Below are 13510 nucleotides of genomic sequence, written 5' to 3' on the forward strand. Positions count from 1 at the left end.
TCTTGCCTGCCCGCACCCCCGATCAGGGAACCGGGCGGCGGGCGCAAGATCACGAAAGGTACGCTGACCTGTCAACTCGGCACGGACGGCCGAGTGATGGCCGCCCCTTCGGCGGCACGGCCGACGGGGCGGGGACAGGCACATCGACGGGGCGGGGACAGACACATGATGGGACCGGCGCACTCGCTCTCAGGGGCGGCGGCCTGGCTGGGGGTCGGCGCGGCCACCGCCGCAGCCGGGCATCCGATGCCCTGGCCGGTCCTGGTCGTAGGCGCGCTGATCTGCGCGGGAGCCGCGCTCGCGCCGGATCTCGACCACAAGGCGGCCACCATCTCCCGGGCCTTCGGGCCGATCTCCCGGGTCCTCTGCGAGATCGTCGACAAGCTCTCCTTCGCGGTCTACCAGGCCACGAAGAAGCCCGGCGACAAGCGCAGGACCGGCGGCCACCGCACCCTCACCCACACCTGGCTCTGGGCCGTGCTGATCGGCGCGGGAGCGGCGGCGATCGCGGTCACCGGCGGCCGGTGGGGCGTGCTGGCGATCCTCTTCGTCCATCTGGTGCTCGCCGTCGAGGGCCTGCTCTGGCGGGCCGCCCGGGTCTCCAGCGACATCCTGGTGTGGCTGCTGGGCGCGACGAGCGCCTGGATCCTGGCGGGCGTGCTGGACCAGCCGGGCAATGGCTCCGACTGGCTCTTCACCGCCCCCGGCCAGGAGTATCTGTGGCTGGGCCTGCCGATCGTCCTTGGCGCGCTGGTCCACGACATCGGCGACTCGCTGACCGTCTCCGGCTGCCCGATCCTGTGGCCGATACCCCTGGGCCGCAAGCGCTGGCACCCGATCGGCCCGCCGAAGGCGATGCGCTTCAAGGCCGGCAGCTGGGTGGAGCTGAAGGTGCTGATGCCCGTCTTCATGCTGCTCGGCGGGGTGGGCGGGGCCGCCGCCCTGAACGTCATCTGACCCCGGGGACCGCCCTGGGTCTGGCGGACGGCCGGGAAGCGGCCTTAAGGTCCGTGGAACCGCCGCTGTGGCGGTGTCCTCGCCGCCGCCACCGGTCGCCCGCCCCCGCCGCCGCGACGTGGCCCGCTCGTCAGGAGTGTCCCCATGCGCACCCGCCGTCTCTCCGCCGCCCTGCTCGCCGTCCTCACCGGCGCCCTGCTGATCGGCGCGGCCTCCCAGATCGCCAAGATGGTCACCCCGGAGAGCACCTCCGTCAGCGCCATGAACAAGGCGGAGCTCGTCGGAGCCTGAAACCCGGAAAAGGGCCCGCCCCCGGCGCTGACGCCGGGGCCGGGCCCTTCCCCGCAGCCGCTTCTAACCGTGCCAGGACCGCCAGAGAGCGGCGTACGCGCCGTCCACCGCGACCAGCTCGTCATGGCTGCCCATCTCGCTGATCCGGCCCCGCTCCACCACCGCGATCAGATCCGCGTCGTGCGCGGTGTGCAGCCGGTGGGCGATCGCGACCACCGTACGGCCCTCCAGCACCCGGGAGAGCGAACGCTCCAGATCACGGGCCGCGCGCGGATCGAGCAGCGAGGTCGCCTCGTCCAGCACCAGGGTGTGCGGGTCCGCGAGCACCAGCCGGGCCAGCGCGATCTGCTGCGCCTGCGCCGGGGTGAGGGGCACCCCGCCGGAGCCGACCGAGGTGTCGAGGCCGTCCTCCAGCGCCTCGGCCCACTCCCGCGCGTCCACCGCGTCGAGCGCCGCCAGCAGCTCCGGATCCTTCGCCCCGGCGCGGGCCAGCCGCAGATTGTCCCGCAGGCTGCCCACGAACACATGGTGCTCCTGGTTGACCAGCGCGACATGGCGGCGGACCCGCTCGGCCGTCATCCGGGACAGCTCGGCATCGCCGAGTTCGACGGTGCCCGTGCGCGGCGCGTAGATCCCGGCCAGCAGCCGGCCCAGCGTCGACTTCCCGGCCCCCGAAGGGCCGACCAGGGCGAGCCTGGTGCCCGGCTCGACATCGAGGGAGACCTGGTGGAGCACGTCCACCCCCTCCTGATAGCCGAAGCGCACCTCGGCCGCCCGCACATCGCGGCCGTTCGGCCGGACACCGTCGTCGCCCGCGTCGGGCTCGATCTCCCGGATGCCCACCAGCCGGGCCATCGACACATGGGCCACCTGGAGCTCGTCGTACCAGCGCAGAATGATCCCGACCGGGTCCACCAGCATCTGCGCCAGCAGCGCGCCCGTCGTCAGCTGGCCGATGTCCAGCCAGCCCTTCAGCACGAACACCCCGCCGATCAGCAGCACCGAGACCAGCACGGTGATGTGGGTGAGGGTGATCACGGGGAAGAAGACCGAGCGGAGGAAGAGGGTGTACCGCTCCCAGCCGGCCCACTCCCGCACCCGCCGGTCGGAGAGCGCGATCCGGCGGTCGCCGATCCGGTGGGCCTCCACGGTCCGCCCCGCGTCGACGGTCTCGGCGAGCACGGTGGCGACCGCGGCGAACCCGGCCGCCTCCGAGCGGTAGGCCAGCGGCCCCCGCTTGAAGTACCAGCGGCAGACCACCAGCAGCAGCGGCAGCGCCACCAGCACCGAGAGCGCCAGCGGCGGCGCGGTCACGGTGAGCCCGCCGATCAGCAGCAGCGCCCACACCACACCGATGGTGAGCTGGGGCACCGCCTCCCGCATCGCACTGGCGAGCCGGTCGATGTCGGTGGTGATACGGGAGAGCAGATCGCCGGTCCCGGCCCGCTCCAGCACCCCCGGCGGCAGCGCGACCGACCGTACGAGGAAGTCCTCGCGGAGATCGGCGAGCACCTCCTCGCCCAGCGTCGCACCGCGCAGATGCATCATCCGGACGAAGACGCTCTGGACGACGACGGCCACCGCGAACACCGCGACCGTCCGCTCCAGCCAGAGTTCGTCGGCCCCCTCGGTCAGCCGCTCCACCAGCGAGCCCAGCAGATACGGGCCCACCATGGAGGCGACGACCGCGACGGCGTTGCAGACCACCAGGAAGACGAAGGCGCGCCGGTGGCGCAGCAGCATCTCACGGACATAGCTCCGCACCGTCGCGCTGTCGGCGACCGGCAGGGTCTCGGCGGTGTCCGGCGCGGCCGGGTCGTACTCGGGTCGGGGCACCCGGAACATCGTCGTTCCTCTCGTGAACAGGGCGCGGATCACGCGGTCTCCTCGGCGGTCTCACGGGTGACGACGGCGCGGTAGCGGGGCTCGTTGCGCAGCAGTTCACGGTGGAGACCGGCGGCCACGACGCTCTCCCCGTCGAGCAGCACCACCCGGTCGGCCAGATCCAGCAGCAGCGGCGAGGAGGAGAGGACGACCGTGGTCCGGCCCTCGCGCAGCGACTTCACGCCCGCCGCGATCCGGGACTCGGTGTGCGAGTCGACGGCCGAGGTGGGCTCGTCGAGCACCAGCACCTCGGGGTCGGTCACCAGCGAGCGGGCCAGCGCGAGGCGCTGGCGCTGCCCGCCGGAGAGCGAGCGGCCGCGCTCGGTGATCCTGGTCTCCATCGGGTTGGCCTTCGCGTCGGCGGAGGCCCGGGCGAGCGCCTGGAGCACATCGCCGCACTCCGCCGCCGCCAGGGCGTCCGGCGCCGAGACCTTCCCGGACGAGGGGACGTCGAGCAGTTCGCGCAGGGTGCCGGAGAGCAGTACGGGGTCCTTGTCCTGCACCAGTACGGCCCGGCGCGCCGCGTCCAGCGGCAGTTCGTCCAGGGGTGCGCCGCCCAGCAGTACGGAAGCCCGCCCGCCGGGGTCGGCCGGATGGCCGCCGAGGCGCTCGGCGAGCAGCCCCGCCGCGTCCGGGTCGCCGCAGACCACGGCCGTGAGGCGGCCGGCCGGGGCGAGGAGGCCGGTGACCGGGTCGTACAGATCGCCGACGGGGGAGTCGTACACACTGCCGGAGCCCGCGGTCTCCCGGCGCAGCGACAGCACCCGGGCCGCCCGCTGGGCGGAGGGACGGGAGTAGGAGTACGCCATCGCGATCTCCTCGAAGGTCCGCATCGGGTGGCCCGCGAGCAGCACCGCGCTGTACACGGTGACCAGTTCGCCCACGGAGACCCGGCCGTCCAGGGCGAGGTTCGCGCCGTACACGACCACCGACACCATCAGCGCGCCGGGCAGCAGCACCTGGACCGCGGAGATGAGGGACCACATGCGCGCGCTGTGCACGGAGGCGCGGCGCATCTCCTGGGAGGCCGTGCGGTAGCGGGAGAGGAACAGCTCCTCGCCGCCGATGCCGCGCAGCACCCGCAGTCCCGCGACGGTGTCCGCGGCCAGCTCGGTGGCGTGACCGGCCTTCTCGCGCTGGACGTCGGCGCGGCGGGTGGCGACGGGCAGCAGCGGCAGCACCGCCAGGGCGATCACGGGGATGCCGAGGGCGACCACGACGCCCAGCTCCGGCTGGTAGAGCACCAGACCGACGCAGATCGCGATCAGCGCGACGGCGGCGGCCAGGAAGCGCGAGAGCGCCTCGACGAACCAGCCGATCTTCTCCACATCGCCGGTGGAGACCGCGACCACCTCGCCCGCGGCGACCCGCCGGGTCAGCGCGGAGCCCAGCTCGGCCACCCGGCGGGAGAGCAGTTGATGGACCCGCGCGGCCGCAGTGATCCAGTTGGTTATGGTGGCGCGGTGGAGCATGGTCTCGCCGAGCGCGATGGCCGCGCCGAGCAGCGCGATCAGCCCCGCCGCCTGGGCGAGCCGGGTGCCGGAGCCGTCCACCACGGCCTGGACCGCCATGCCCACGCCGAGCGGCAGGGCGGCGATGCCGAGCTGGTTCACCAGGCCCCAGAAGACCGATATCGCCTGGCCCCCCAGCTGATTGCGGCCGAGCCAGAGCAGAAACCGGGGGCCGGACCGGACGTCTGGGTCACCTGGGTCGGTATACGGAAGGTCGCGAATTTTCATGACGTCCCAGCACGTTTCGAGGTTGGCGCAAAGAGTGCAAGACTCGCCGTTCGTAACCCGTTTCCGCAAATACGTTTGAAGTCCGGACCGGCATATCGCGCCAGACGTACCGGGTGGTATCGCACCGTCCGGGGGTCTGCGCGGGCCCGTGCGGGGTCTCCGCGCGGGCCCGCGCGTGAATTTCTACTCCGAAGGTTTGTCCGAATCCATACCGCTGCGCTTCTTCCGCCACTCACCGCGGGTGAAGTCGGGGATCGGCAGCGGCGCGCCCTGGGCCTTGATCGACGCATGGCTCAGCGGCACCGGGGCCGTCCAGGTCGCCGCGTCGTACACATCGAAGTCGGGGACCAGCCCCAGCCGCATGCACTGCGTCAGCCGGAAGACCATGAGGTAGTCCATGCCGCCGTGGCCGCCGGGCGGATTGGCGTGCTCCTTCCACAGCCAGTGGTCCCACTCGGCGTACGGGGTGAAGCTGCCCCACTGGTGGTTGGAGTGCTCGGGCTCCAGATAGATCCGCGCGGGGAAGTCCTCGAAGACGCCCTTGGTGCCGCCGAGGCTGTTGATCCGGCTGTAGGGGTGCGGAGAGGAGACATCGTGTTCCAGCCGGATGATGCGCCCCTTCGCCGTCCGGACCATGCTGATCGTCCGGTCGGCGGAGACGTACGACTCCTTCCGGCTGGGGTCGCCCGGCGGCAGATGGGCCTCTCGGTAGGCGGCGAGACCCAGGGCGGGGGTGCCGAAGCTGGAGATGGAGACCGCTCGGTCGCCCCGGTTGACGTCCATGTAGTTGGCGATCGGGCCGAAGGCGTGGTTGGGGTAGAGATCGCCGCGCAGCCGGGTGTGCCACTGTCGCCGCCAGGGGCCCTCGTAGTAGTCCGGGTGGAAGAGCAGCTCCCGCAGATCGTGGTTGTACGCGCCCGCTCCGTGCAGCAGTTCGCCGAAGAGTCCGGCGTGAGCCATCCGCAGCACCCGCATCTCGTTCCTGCCGTAACAGCAGTTCTCCAGCTGCATACAGTGCCGGCGGGTGCGCTCGGAGAGGTCGACCAGCGCCCACAGCTCGTCCAGCCGCATCGCTGCCGGACACTCCACGCCGACGTGTTTGCCGTTCAGCATGGCGGTCTTGGCCATCTCGAAGTGGAGCTCCCAGGGGGTCGCCACATAGACCAGGTCCAGGTCGCCCCGGGCGCAGAGGTTCTCGTAGTCGTCCTCGCCGTTGGTGTAGACGGCGGGCGCGGGGCGGCCCGCCGCGACCACCCGGGCGACGGCGCGCTCGGCCTGCGCCACGACCGGGTCGCACACGGCGGTGATCTGGACGCCGGGCATGGCGAGGAAGAGCGGGAGCATGCTCTGCCCCCGGTTGCCGAGGCCGACGACCCCGACTCTGATCGTGCCGCGCCGTTCGAAGGGCACCCCGGCCATGGTCCGGCCCTGCCGGGCGGGGGCCGCCGCTTCGGCTTCGGCTTCCGTTTCGGTCCCGGTCCCGGTCCCGGCTTCTGCCTTTGGTGTGGCGGCGGCCGGTGCGCCGGTGCCGAGCGCGCCGAGGGCGATTCCGGCCCCGGCGGCCCCCGCCGTGGTCCGCAGTACCCGGCGGCGGCTCACCGGGCTCTCGCCGGTGCCGTCGCGGTCGCCGTCTCCGGCCCGGTGGTCCCGGCCGTCGTGCGGTGCCGCTGATGCGTCATTCATCGAGCCTCCACAAGCGCTGATGGTGCGCGGTCGGTTGTCGTCTCAACCTCGTGGAGGACCCTGGCCGTTGATGCGGGGGGTGCGCAAGAGCACGGATTGGACTGCGGCGCGACCGGTGAACGGGGAAACCGGTTTGGCGTGGGGCGGGAGGAGCGACTAGCGTTTATGGCGAGACGGATCGTTTCGTCGCGTTGAGGGAGGTGGGGTCGCGACGCCGGCCGCCGATGCCCGGTGGGGTGCGGCTTCGCCGTCGCCGCCGTTGCTGCCGCCGTCGCCGCAGTCGATGAAGGAGTTGATTCTGTGACGAATGCCAGGACATGGCTGATCACCGGTGCCTCCAGGGGCCTGGGCCGGGCGTTCGCCGAAGCCGCCCTGTCCGCCGGGGAGCAGGTCGTCGCGACGGCCCGGAACATCGAGCCGCTCGCCGATCTGGCCGAGAGATATCCGCATGACCTTGTGTGTCTCCCTCTGGACGTCTCCGAGCGGCGGGCCGTCTTCCGGGCGGTGGAGCGGGCGGCGGCGGCCTTCGGAGGGCTCGATGTCGTGGTGAACAACGCGGGCGGTCTGCTGTACGGCATGGTGGAGGAGGCGACCGAGGCACAGATCCGGGACCATCTCGACGTCAACTTCTTTGGCGCGGTGTGGGTGGCCCAGGCCGTGATCCCCCATCTGCGGGCGCGGGGCTCCGGGCGGATCCTTCAGATCACCTCGATGGGCAGCGGCGGCGGCATGGCCTCCGTCGGCTTCTACGGGGCGGGCAAGGCGGCGCTCGACTCGGTCAGCGAGGCGCTCGCGATGGAGGTCGAGCAGTTCGGGATCAAGGTCACCGCTGTGCAGATGGGCGGCTATGACACCGGGCTCTTCACCTCGGGTACCACCCAGGCCGCGAGCGACCCGGCCTACGACGCGCTCCGCGCCCGGCTGGCGGAGATGTGGGGCGACGGCGCGGGCCCGGCCCCGGCCACGGCCGCGCCCGTCATCATGGAGCTGGCCGCGCTGCCGGACCCGCCGCGCCGGCTGATCGTCGGCGGCCGGTCCTTCGATCAGGTCCTGGAGATGGGCCGGGCGCGGACCGAGCAGTACCTCGCCTGGGAGTCCCTCAGCCGCACGGCTCCGGGCTGACCCCCGGGGCGCCGGGCACGGCCGGGCCGTCCACCAGGGCGGAGATCAGCTCGCCGAAGACCTCCCGCTGCTCGGCGGTGAGCGGGGCCAGTATGTCCTCGGCGGCGGCCCGGCGGGCGTCCCGCAGCACGCGCAGGGTGGCCCTGCCGGTGTCGGTCAGCTCGATCCTGGTCACCCTCCGGTTGGCGGGGTCGGGCGCGCGCCGCACACAGCCGCTCGCCTCCAGCCCGTCGACCAGGGTGGTCACGGCGCGCGGCACCACTTCCAGGCGGGCCGCTATGTCCGCCATGCGGGGGGCCGACTCATAGTGCGTGAGGACGCGCAGCAGCCGCGACTGGGCGGGGGTGATCTCGATGTCCGCCGTCTCCAGCTGCCGCTTCTGGCTGCGGTGGAGGCGGCGGTTCAGCCGCAGCAGCTGTTCGGCCAGCAGGACCTCAGGGTCGGAGGTGCTCATACGAGAACAGTATCAGGACTCCATTCATTGTGTACATAGGTAACAGTGAGCTATGCTCTCAAGGAGTGCCCGGGCCCGCCGGGCCGGATTCCGGCTCCGCCGGTCCTCCCCGCACCTTCGAAGGAGCCCATGCGCACCGAACCGATCCCGTGGACACCCCCCGCCCGAGAAGCCGGTGGATCCGGGCAGCCGCAGCCGCCCGCGCAGCTGCGGCGGATCTTCCGGCTCTTCCGCCCCTATCGCGGCCGGCTCGCCCTCGTCGGCCTGCTGGTGGGCGCGGCCTCGCTCGTCTCCGTCGCCTCGCCGTTCCTGCTGCGCGAGATCCTCGACACCGCGATCCCCCAGGGCCGCACCGGGCTGCTCAGCCTGCTCGCCCTCGGCATGATCCTCACCGCCGTCCTCAACAGCGTCTTCGGAGTCCTCCAGACCCTGATCTCCACCACCGTCGGCCAGCGCGTCATGCACGACCTGCGCACGGCGGTGTACGCGCAGCTCCAGCGGATGCCCCTCGCCTTCTTCACCAAGACCCGCACCGGAGAGGTCCAGTCGCGCATAGCCAATGACATCGGCGGCATGCAGGCGACCGTCACCTCCACCGCCACCTCGCTGGTCTCCAACCTCACGGCAGTGATCGCCACCGTCGTCGCGATGCTCGCGCTGGACTGGCGGCTCACCGCGGTCTCACTCCTGCTGCTGCCGCTCTTCGTCTGGATCAGCCGCCGGGTCGGCAACGAACGCAAGAAGATAACGACCCAGCGCCAGAAACAGCTGGCCGCGATGGCCGCCACCGTCACCGAGTCGCTCTCGGTCAGCGGCATCCTGCTGGGCCGCACCATGGGCCGCTCCGACTCCCTCACCCGCTCCTTCGCCGAGGAGTCCGAGAAGCTCGTCGGCCTCGAAGTCCGCGCCAGCATGGCCGGCCGCTGGCGCATGTCGACCATCGGCATCGTGATGGCCGCCATGCCCGCCCTCATCTACTGGGCCGCCGGCGTCGCCCTCCAGAGCGGCGGCCCCGCCATCTCCATCGGCACCCTGGTCGCCTTCGTCTCCCTGCAACAGGGCCTCTTCCGCCCCACCGTGAGCCTGCTCTCCACCGGAGTGGACATGCAGACCTCGCTCGCCCTCTTCCAGCGAGTCTTCGAATACCTCGACCTCACCGTCGACATCACCGAACCCGAGCGCCCCGTCCCCCTCGACAAGGTCAGCGGCGAGGTCCGCTTCGACCGCGTCGACTTCGCCTACGACCCCGCCCAGCCGAGCCCCACCCTCCACGGCCTCGACGTCACCGTCCCGGCGGGCGGCAGCCTCGCCGTCGTCGGAGCCACCGGCTCCGGCAAGTCCACCCTCGGCTGTCTGGTCCCCCGGCTTTACGACGTCACCGCCGGCCGCGTCACCCTCGACGGCGTCGACGTCCGGGACCTCGACTTCGACACCCTCGCCCGCGCCGTCGGCGTCGTCTCCCAAGAGGCCTATCTCTTCCACGCCTCCGTCACCGACAACCTGCGCTTCGCCAAACCCGACGCCACCGACGAAGAGATCGAGGCCGCCGCCCGCGCCGCCCAGATCCACGACCACATAGCCTCCCTCCCCGACGGCTACGCCACCCTCGTCGGCGAGCGCGGCCACCGCTTCTCCGGCGGCGAGAAACAACGCCTCGCCATCGCCCGCACCATCCTCCGCGACCCACCCGTCCTCGTCCTCGACGAAGCCACCAGCGCCCTCGACACCCGCACCGAACAAGCCGTCCAACAAGCCGTCGACGCCCTCTCCGCCGGCCGCACCACCATCACCATCGCCCACCGCCTCTCCACCGTCCGAGACGCCGACGAGATCATCGTCCTCGACTCCGGCCGCATCACCGAACGCGGCACCCACCAACAACTCCTCGACCTCAACGGCCACTACGCGGAGCTGCTCCGCCGAGACGCGCACGCGAAGGCCCCCGCCGTCGCCTCCTGACCCGACCGATCTCATGGAGGGCGGTGCGGCCGACCTGATTGGCTCCGTGAGGCCCTGCGATGCAGCGACAGGCCGTCGCGGGGTTGCCCGTACCCTGTGGGCTCACTGCCTAGGCGACCTTACGGAGGGCTTCGTCCACCGCCGCCGGCCAGGGCTACGGGCGCTTCTCACCCGGCTGGTTCGGCGTGAAGCGGTAACCGGGGCGAAGAGGATCACGTCCGCCTTCGGCCACACATCCGGCGTGCCTGGACGCTTGTACCGCGAGCGCACCGGATACCCGGTCAGCTCCTCCAGCGCGCCAGATCGTCGCGCAGCCAGTCCGCCGCAGTCGGCGTCAACCCGAGGCACACATCCACCCCGCGCGACTGAAGATCCTGGATCACGGTGCCGACTTCGAAGACCGGCGGTGCGGTGCCCCCCGAACAGATAGATCGTCGTTATGGTCCATCCGACCACACACGCGATCGCCCCTGACCTCAGCCGGAATCAGAGGCGATCGACGCTCCGGTGTATGGGCGCGCGGGTAGCGTTCTGAGTGTCCAGGTCAGAACAGGAGCCCCAACATGCCTCTTCCTGCCCATGAGCACATCGGTACTCGCGTACGCATCGCACGAAATGCGGCGGGTCTCTCGCAAGTTCAACTCGCTGACTTCCTCGGCCGTACCGAGTCGTGGATGGCCAACGTGGAGAGCGGGCGACAGCCTCTCGACCGGTACTCCGTCATCACCGCCATCGCCGACCAGACCGATGTGGACGTGGTCTGGCTCCTTGGGCAGCCCTACCGGCTTCAGCATCACAGCGGTGCCATCGCCCACGCGCACATCCCCGCCCTGCGTGCGGGGCTTCGCAGGGCCGGGCTGATTCTGTCCGGGCACCCTGGACTGTCCCAACATGGGACGACCACTACAGAGCCGGCCCGGATGCATGCCGCGTCCTGGGAAGCCAATCGTGCCCGCCAGGCAGCCAATCTGCCGCGCCTTGCGAGCTTGCTTCCCGCCATGATCGAAGATCTGAACGGAGCGCTCCTGACGGCCGAGGGCCGTATCCGTGAGGAAGCGCTGAGACTCATGGTCGACGCCGCCCGTACGGCACGCATGTGCCTGAACTCCCTGGGCTATCCGGATCTGGCATGGTCCGCCGCCGAGGTGGCCGCCGGAGCCGCAACCGCCCTGGACGATCCCATCACGAAAGCGGGAGTGGCTTGGGACCGTTGCGGAGCACTTCTGCATCAGGCGTCGCTGGCGGAGACCGTGGTGGTCGCTGAGGCGGCTCTTCGGGACCTGGAGCCGCTCGCCGCCGCGCCTCAGCCGCCGACCGCTGCTCTCGCCATGCGGGGTGCCCTGCATCTGCGGTGCGCCATCGCCCACGCGCGTGCCACACGGGGTACGGACGCATGGGCACGCGTAAGTGCCGCGCTCGAAGACGCTGACCGGCTGGGCCCAGAGTTCTACGACTTGGAATCGCAGACGGTGTTCGGCCGAGGCACCGTCGCCGTGCACGCCGCCGAAGTGGGAGTGGAAGTCGACCAGCCGGAGACCGGCCTCACCACGGTGCCGGAAGTGCATGTCTCCACAGTGCCGAGCCGAGAGCGCCGCACACACTTCGCGATCGATGAGGCGCGGGCACTGCACCGCATGGGCCGCAACGCCTCCGCAGTCACAAAACTCCGCTCGGCGGCCTCCGCCGCCCCCCACTACGTGTTCGGCGACCCCATGGCCCGGGCAGCGGTGGCAGACATGGCGCGGATCGGTGTCCCGTCGCAGGCCTCCGCACTGTCGTACCTGGTCAGGAACATGGAACTCGCGCGCTGAGAAACCCCCTAGATTTCTTAGGGGGTGCGCCGTCGTCATCTCGCCACCCTGAGGATCGTCACTGAAAGCGCACGGACGATCACTTGAGTGGTGGGAGATTGAGGACCCAAGACCCCCAGGCGGCGGCGCACACCTACACCCAGACCCTCGGCTGGCCCATTGCCGTAGGCCACCGGTACCGACCCCGCGCCGGCTGCACCTGCCAGAACCCGACGTGCCCCACCCCCGGCGCGCACCCCCGACCCGGAACCCGGCACACCGACATCGGACAAGAGCTTCGCGAGACGCCCAGCGCCTCGATCATCTGCCAGACGATCTGCTTCGACGCCCTGGTGATGCCCCATCCCGTCGCCATGGCCGCGATGGTCCGTCTGGAAGCGGAGGCCCCTGTACCTGTCCCCTGCCTGTACTTGCCCAGTCGGCATGCCGCGCTCCTCGTCCTCCCGGGCACCGGTACCGCCGCGCTCAGCGCCCGCTCCCAGCCGGTCGTAGCGGTCCGGACCGGGCCGGACGACTGGGTACCGCTGCCCCCGTCGCACGACGTCCGCTGGGACACCCCGCCGTGGGCCGAACCGACCGGAGGCCCTGTCCAACTGCTCCCCGGTGGCGAGCTGCGAACCCACCTGTCCCGGTCCTGCCTCCGCAACCCGTCTCAAGGGAGGGCTTGATGACCGTCACTGGCACCCCCGTCGTCACCGTGGCGACAGCCACCCGGCAGGGCACCGGCCCCAACAACGCGGACGCCGCGTCCGTGTTCACCGCGTCGGACGGCGTGATCGCGGCCGCCGTGGTCGATCTCGCCGGGCACGACCAGGGCGCGCCCGTGCTCGCGGAGCGTCTGGCGTGGGCGGCGGCGAGGATCGGGGCGGGGAAGGGGGCGGTCGCGGGGGTGCTGACGGCGGCCGGGCTCGTGGCGGAGCCCGGGGCAGGGGCCGGGCCGGACGGGGCTGTGGTTGTCGCGGTCGTCTGCCCCGGACGGGAGGTTGAAATCTGTGGGGCGGGGGATGCGGTGGCGTACGGCTGGAACGGCCAGCGGCTGATCGTGCGGACGGTTCCCCAGGGGGTGGGGGAGCGCCTTCACGTCTCCCTGGCGACCGCCGTAGCGCCGACCGTGGTCCCGTCCGGTGCACCGGCGGAGGAACTGCTGATGCTCCTCTCTGACGGTGCCGACCCGGGTCGCGAGACGCTGGAGGCCCTCGCCCGCGAGTACGCCGCCGATCCGCAGGCCCTCGCCAACGCTCTCGTGGCGGCGGCCGGGCCGGACGCGGATGGGCAGCGCGACGACGCGACGGCCGTCGTCATCAGCGTCGGCGGGCCTGTGCGGGAGTTCCGGCGGCCAGCCCGATGACCACTCCGGTCCGGCGGTAGCGGCCCGTCCCGGAACACGTCCGTTTCATCCAAGTGGAATCGTCGAGAAAGAGGTCACTGTGACGACTGCGATCGCTCATCCGAGGGACGCCTTCCCGGTCGACGGGCGGCTCCCGCGCAGCTTCGAGCCGCCGACCGGTCCGGAGACCCGGCCCTGGATCCTTCGGTTCGCCCGGCGCCCGGACTCGCACCAGGTGACCGTGGTGCCGGAGGCTCGCTACGACTAGGCCCGGCAGGTGTCG

At 71.4% G+C, this 13510-nt stretch carries 11 protein-coding genes and 1 pseudogene; 7 read left to right on the forward strand and 5 right to left on the reverse strand.

Going from position 1 to position 13510, the window contains the following annotated elements; all coding sequences use genetic code 11:
- The first annotated feature begins 165 nt into the window (after positions 1–165).
- Together IE247_RS28350 and IE247_RS28355 are read left to right on the forward strand one after the other, a co-directional pair.
- Positions 166–957, forward strand: coding sequence for a metal-dependent hydrolase (locus tag IE247_RS28350; protein WP_190126161.1), 792 nt, complete (start codon positions 166–168; stop codon positions 955–957).
- A gap of 144 nt (positions 958–1101) precedes the next feature.
- Positions 1102–1248, forward strand: a complete 147-nt coding sequence (locus IE247_RS28355) for a hypothetical protein (RefSeq protein ID WP_190126162.1) — start codon at positions 1102–1104, stop codon at positions 1246–1248.
- Positions 1249–1311: 63 nt separating this feature from the next.
- Here the strand turns inward: IE247_RS28355 and IE247_RS28360 are convergent, their stop codons facing one another.
- From IE247_RS28360 to IE247_RS28370, 3 genes are all read right to left on the reverse strand, one after another.
- Positions 1312–3093 (reverse strand): ABC transporter ATP-binding protein, encoded by a 1782-nt coding sequence (locus tag IE247_RS28360; RefSeq protein ID WP_190126189.1) that lies wholly within the window; start codon positions 3091–3093, stop codon positions 1312–1314.
- Between the two features lie 29 nt (positions 3094–3122).
- The gene (locus IE247_RS28365) at positions 3123–4871 is read right to left on the reverse strand and encodes an ABC transporter transmembrane domain-containing protein (protein WP_190126163.1); all 1749 of its coding nucleotides are present in this window, start codon (positions 4869–4871) and stop codon (positions 3123–3125) included.
- Between the two features lie 183 nt (positions 4872–5054).
- Positions 5055–6554, reverse strand: a complete 1500-nt coding sequence (locus tag IE247_RS28370) for a Gfo/Idh/MocA family protein (RefSeq protein ID WP_190126164.1) — start codon at positions 6552–6554, stop codon at positions 5055–5057.
- Positions 6555–6854: 300 nt separating this feature from the next.
- Between IE247_RS28370 and IE247_RS28375 the strand changes: the two genes are divergently transcribed.
- Positions 6855–7676, forward strand: a complete 822-nt coding sequence (locus IE247_RS28375; RefSeq protein WP_190126165.1) for an SDR family NAD(P)-dependent oxidoreductase — start codon at positions 6855–6857, stop codon at positions 7674–7676.
- On the opposite strand, the gene IE247_RS28380 is transcribed toward IE247_RS28375, so the two are convergent.
- Positions 7654–8130, reverse strand: a complete 477-nt coding sequence (locus IE247_RS28380; RefSeq protein ID WP_190126166.1) for a MarR family winged helix-turn-helix transcriptional regulator — start codon at positions 8128–8130, stop codon at positions 7654–7656. The genes IE247_RS28375 and IE247_RS28380 overlap by 23 nt on opposite strands.
- Before the next feature lie 129 nt (positions 8131–8259).
- On the opposite strand from IE247_RS28380, the gene IE247_RS28385 reads away from it, so the two are divergent.
- On the forward strand, positions 8260–10089 hold the full coding sequence (locus IE247_RS28385; RefSeq protein ID WP_190126167.1) for an ABC transporter ATP-binding protein: 1830 nt from the start codon (positions 8260–8262) through the stop codon (positions 10087–10089).
- 192 nt (positions 10090–10281) lie between these two features.
- On the opposite strand, the pseudogene IE247_RS34575 reads toward IE247_RS28385, so the two are convergent.
- Positions 10282–10530, reverse strand: a pseudogene (locus IE247_RS34575) (flavoprotein); the annotation flags it as partial.
- A gap of 122 nt (positions 10531–10652) precedes the next feature.
- Between IE247_RS34575 and IE247_RS28390 the strand changes: the two are divergent.
- The 3 genes from IE247_RS28390 to IE247_RS34580 all read left to right on the forward strand — a co-directional run bounded on the left by IE247_RS28390 (position 10653) and on the right by IE247_RS34580 (position 13495).
- Complete coding sequence (locus IE247_RS28390; RefSeq protein WP_190126168.1) at positions 10653–11900, forward strand: helix-turn-helix domain-containing protein; 1248 nt, start codon at positions 10653–10655, stop codon at positions 11898–11900.
- Positions 11901–12567: 667 nt separating this feature from the next.
- Positions 12568–13248: a SpoIIE family protein phosphatase gene (locus tag IE247_RS28395; protein ID WP_190126169.1), complete on the forward strand. Its 681-nt coding sequence runs from the start codon at positions 12568–12570 to the stop codon at positions 13246–13248.
- A 79-nt stretch (positions 13249–13327) separates the two neighbouring features.
- Positions 13328–13495, forward strand: coding sequence for a hypothetical protein (locus IE247_RS34580; protein WP_229869395.1), 168 nt, complete (start codon positions 13328–13330; stop codon positions 13493–13495).
- The last annotated feature ends 15 nt before the right edge of the window (positions 13496–13510 follow it).

The organism is Streptomyces inusitatus (assembly GCF_014651115.1).
Classification (GTDB): Bacteria; Actinomycetota; Actinomycetes; order Streptomycetales; family Streptomycetaceae; genus Streptomyces; species Streptomyces amakusaensis.

Coding starts and splice junctions, on each gene's coding strand:
- IE247_RS28385 (WP_190126167.1), top strand. CDS start 8,260: ATGCGCACCGAACCGATCCCGTGGACACCCCCCGCCCGAGAAGCCGGT.
- IE247_RS28390 (WP_190126168.1), top strand. CDS start 10,653: ATGCCTCTTCCTGCCCATGAGCACATCGGTACTCGCGTACGCATCGCA.
- IE247_RS28370 (WP_190126164.1), bottom strand. CDS start 6,554: ATGAATGACGCATCAGCGGCACCGCACGACGGCCGGGACCACCGGGCC.
- IE247_RS28380 (WP_190126166.1), bottom strand. CDS start 8,130: ATGAGCACCTCCGACCCTGAGGTCCTGCTGGCCGAACAGCTGCTGCGG.
- IE247_RS28360 (WP_190126189.1), bottom strand. CDS start 3,093: ATGTTCCGGGTGCCCCGACCCGAGTACGACCCGGCCGCGCCGGACACC.
- IE247_RS28350 (WP_190126161.1), top strand. CDS start 166: ATGATGGGACCGGCGCACTCGCTCTCAGGGGCGGCGGCCTGGCTGGGG.
- IE247_RS28365 (WP_190126163.1), bottom strand. CDS start 4,871: ATGAAAATTCGCGACCTTCCGTATACCGACCCAGGTGACCCAGACGTC.
- IE247_RS28355 (WP_190126162.1), top strand. CDS start 1,102: ATGCGCACCCGCCGTCTCTCCGCCGCCCTGCTCGCCGTCCTCACCGGC.
- IE247_RS28395 (WP_190126169.1), top strand. CDS start 12,568: ATGACCGTCACTGGCACCCCCGTCGTCACCGTGGCGACAGCCACCCGG.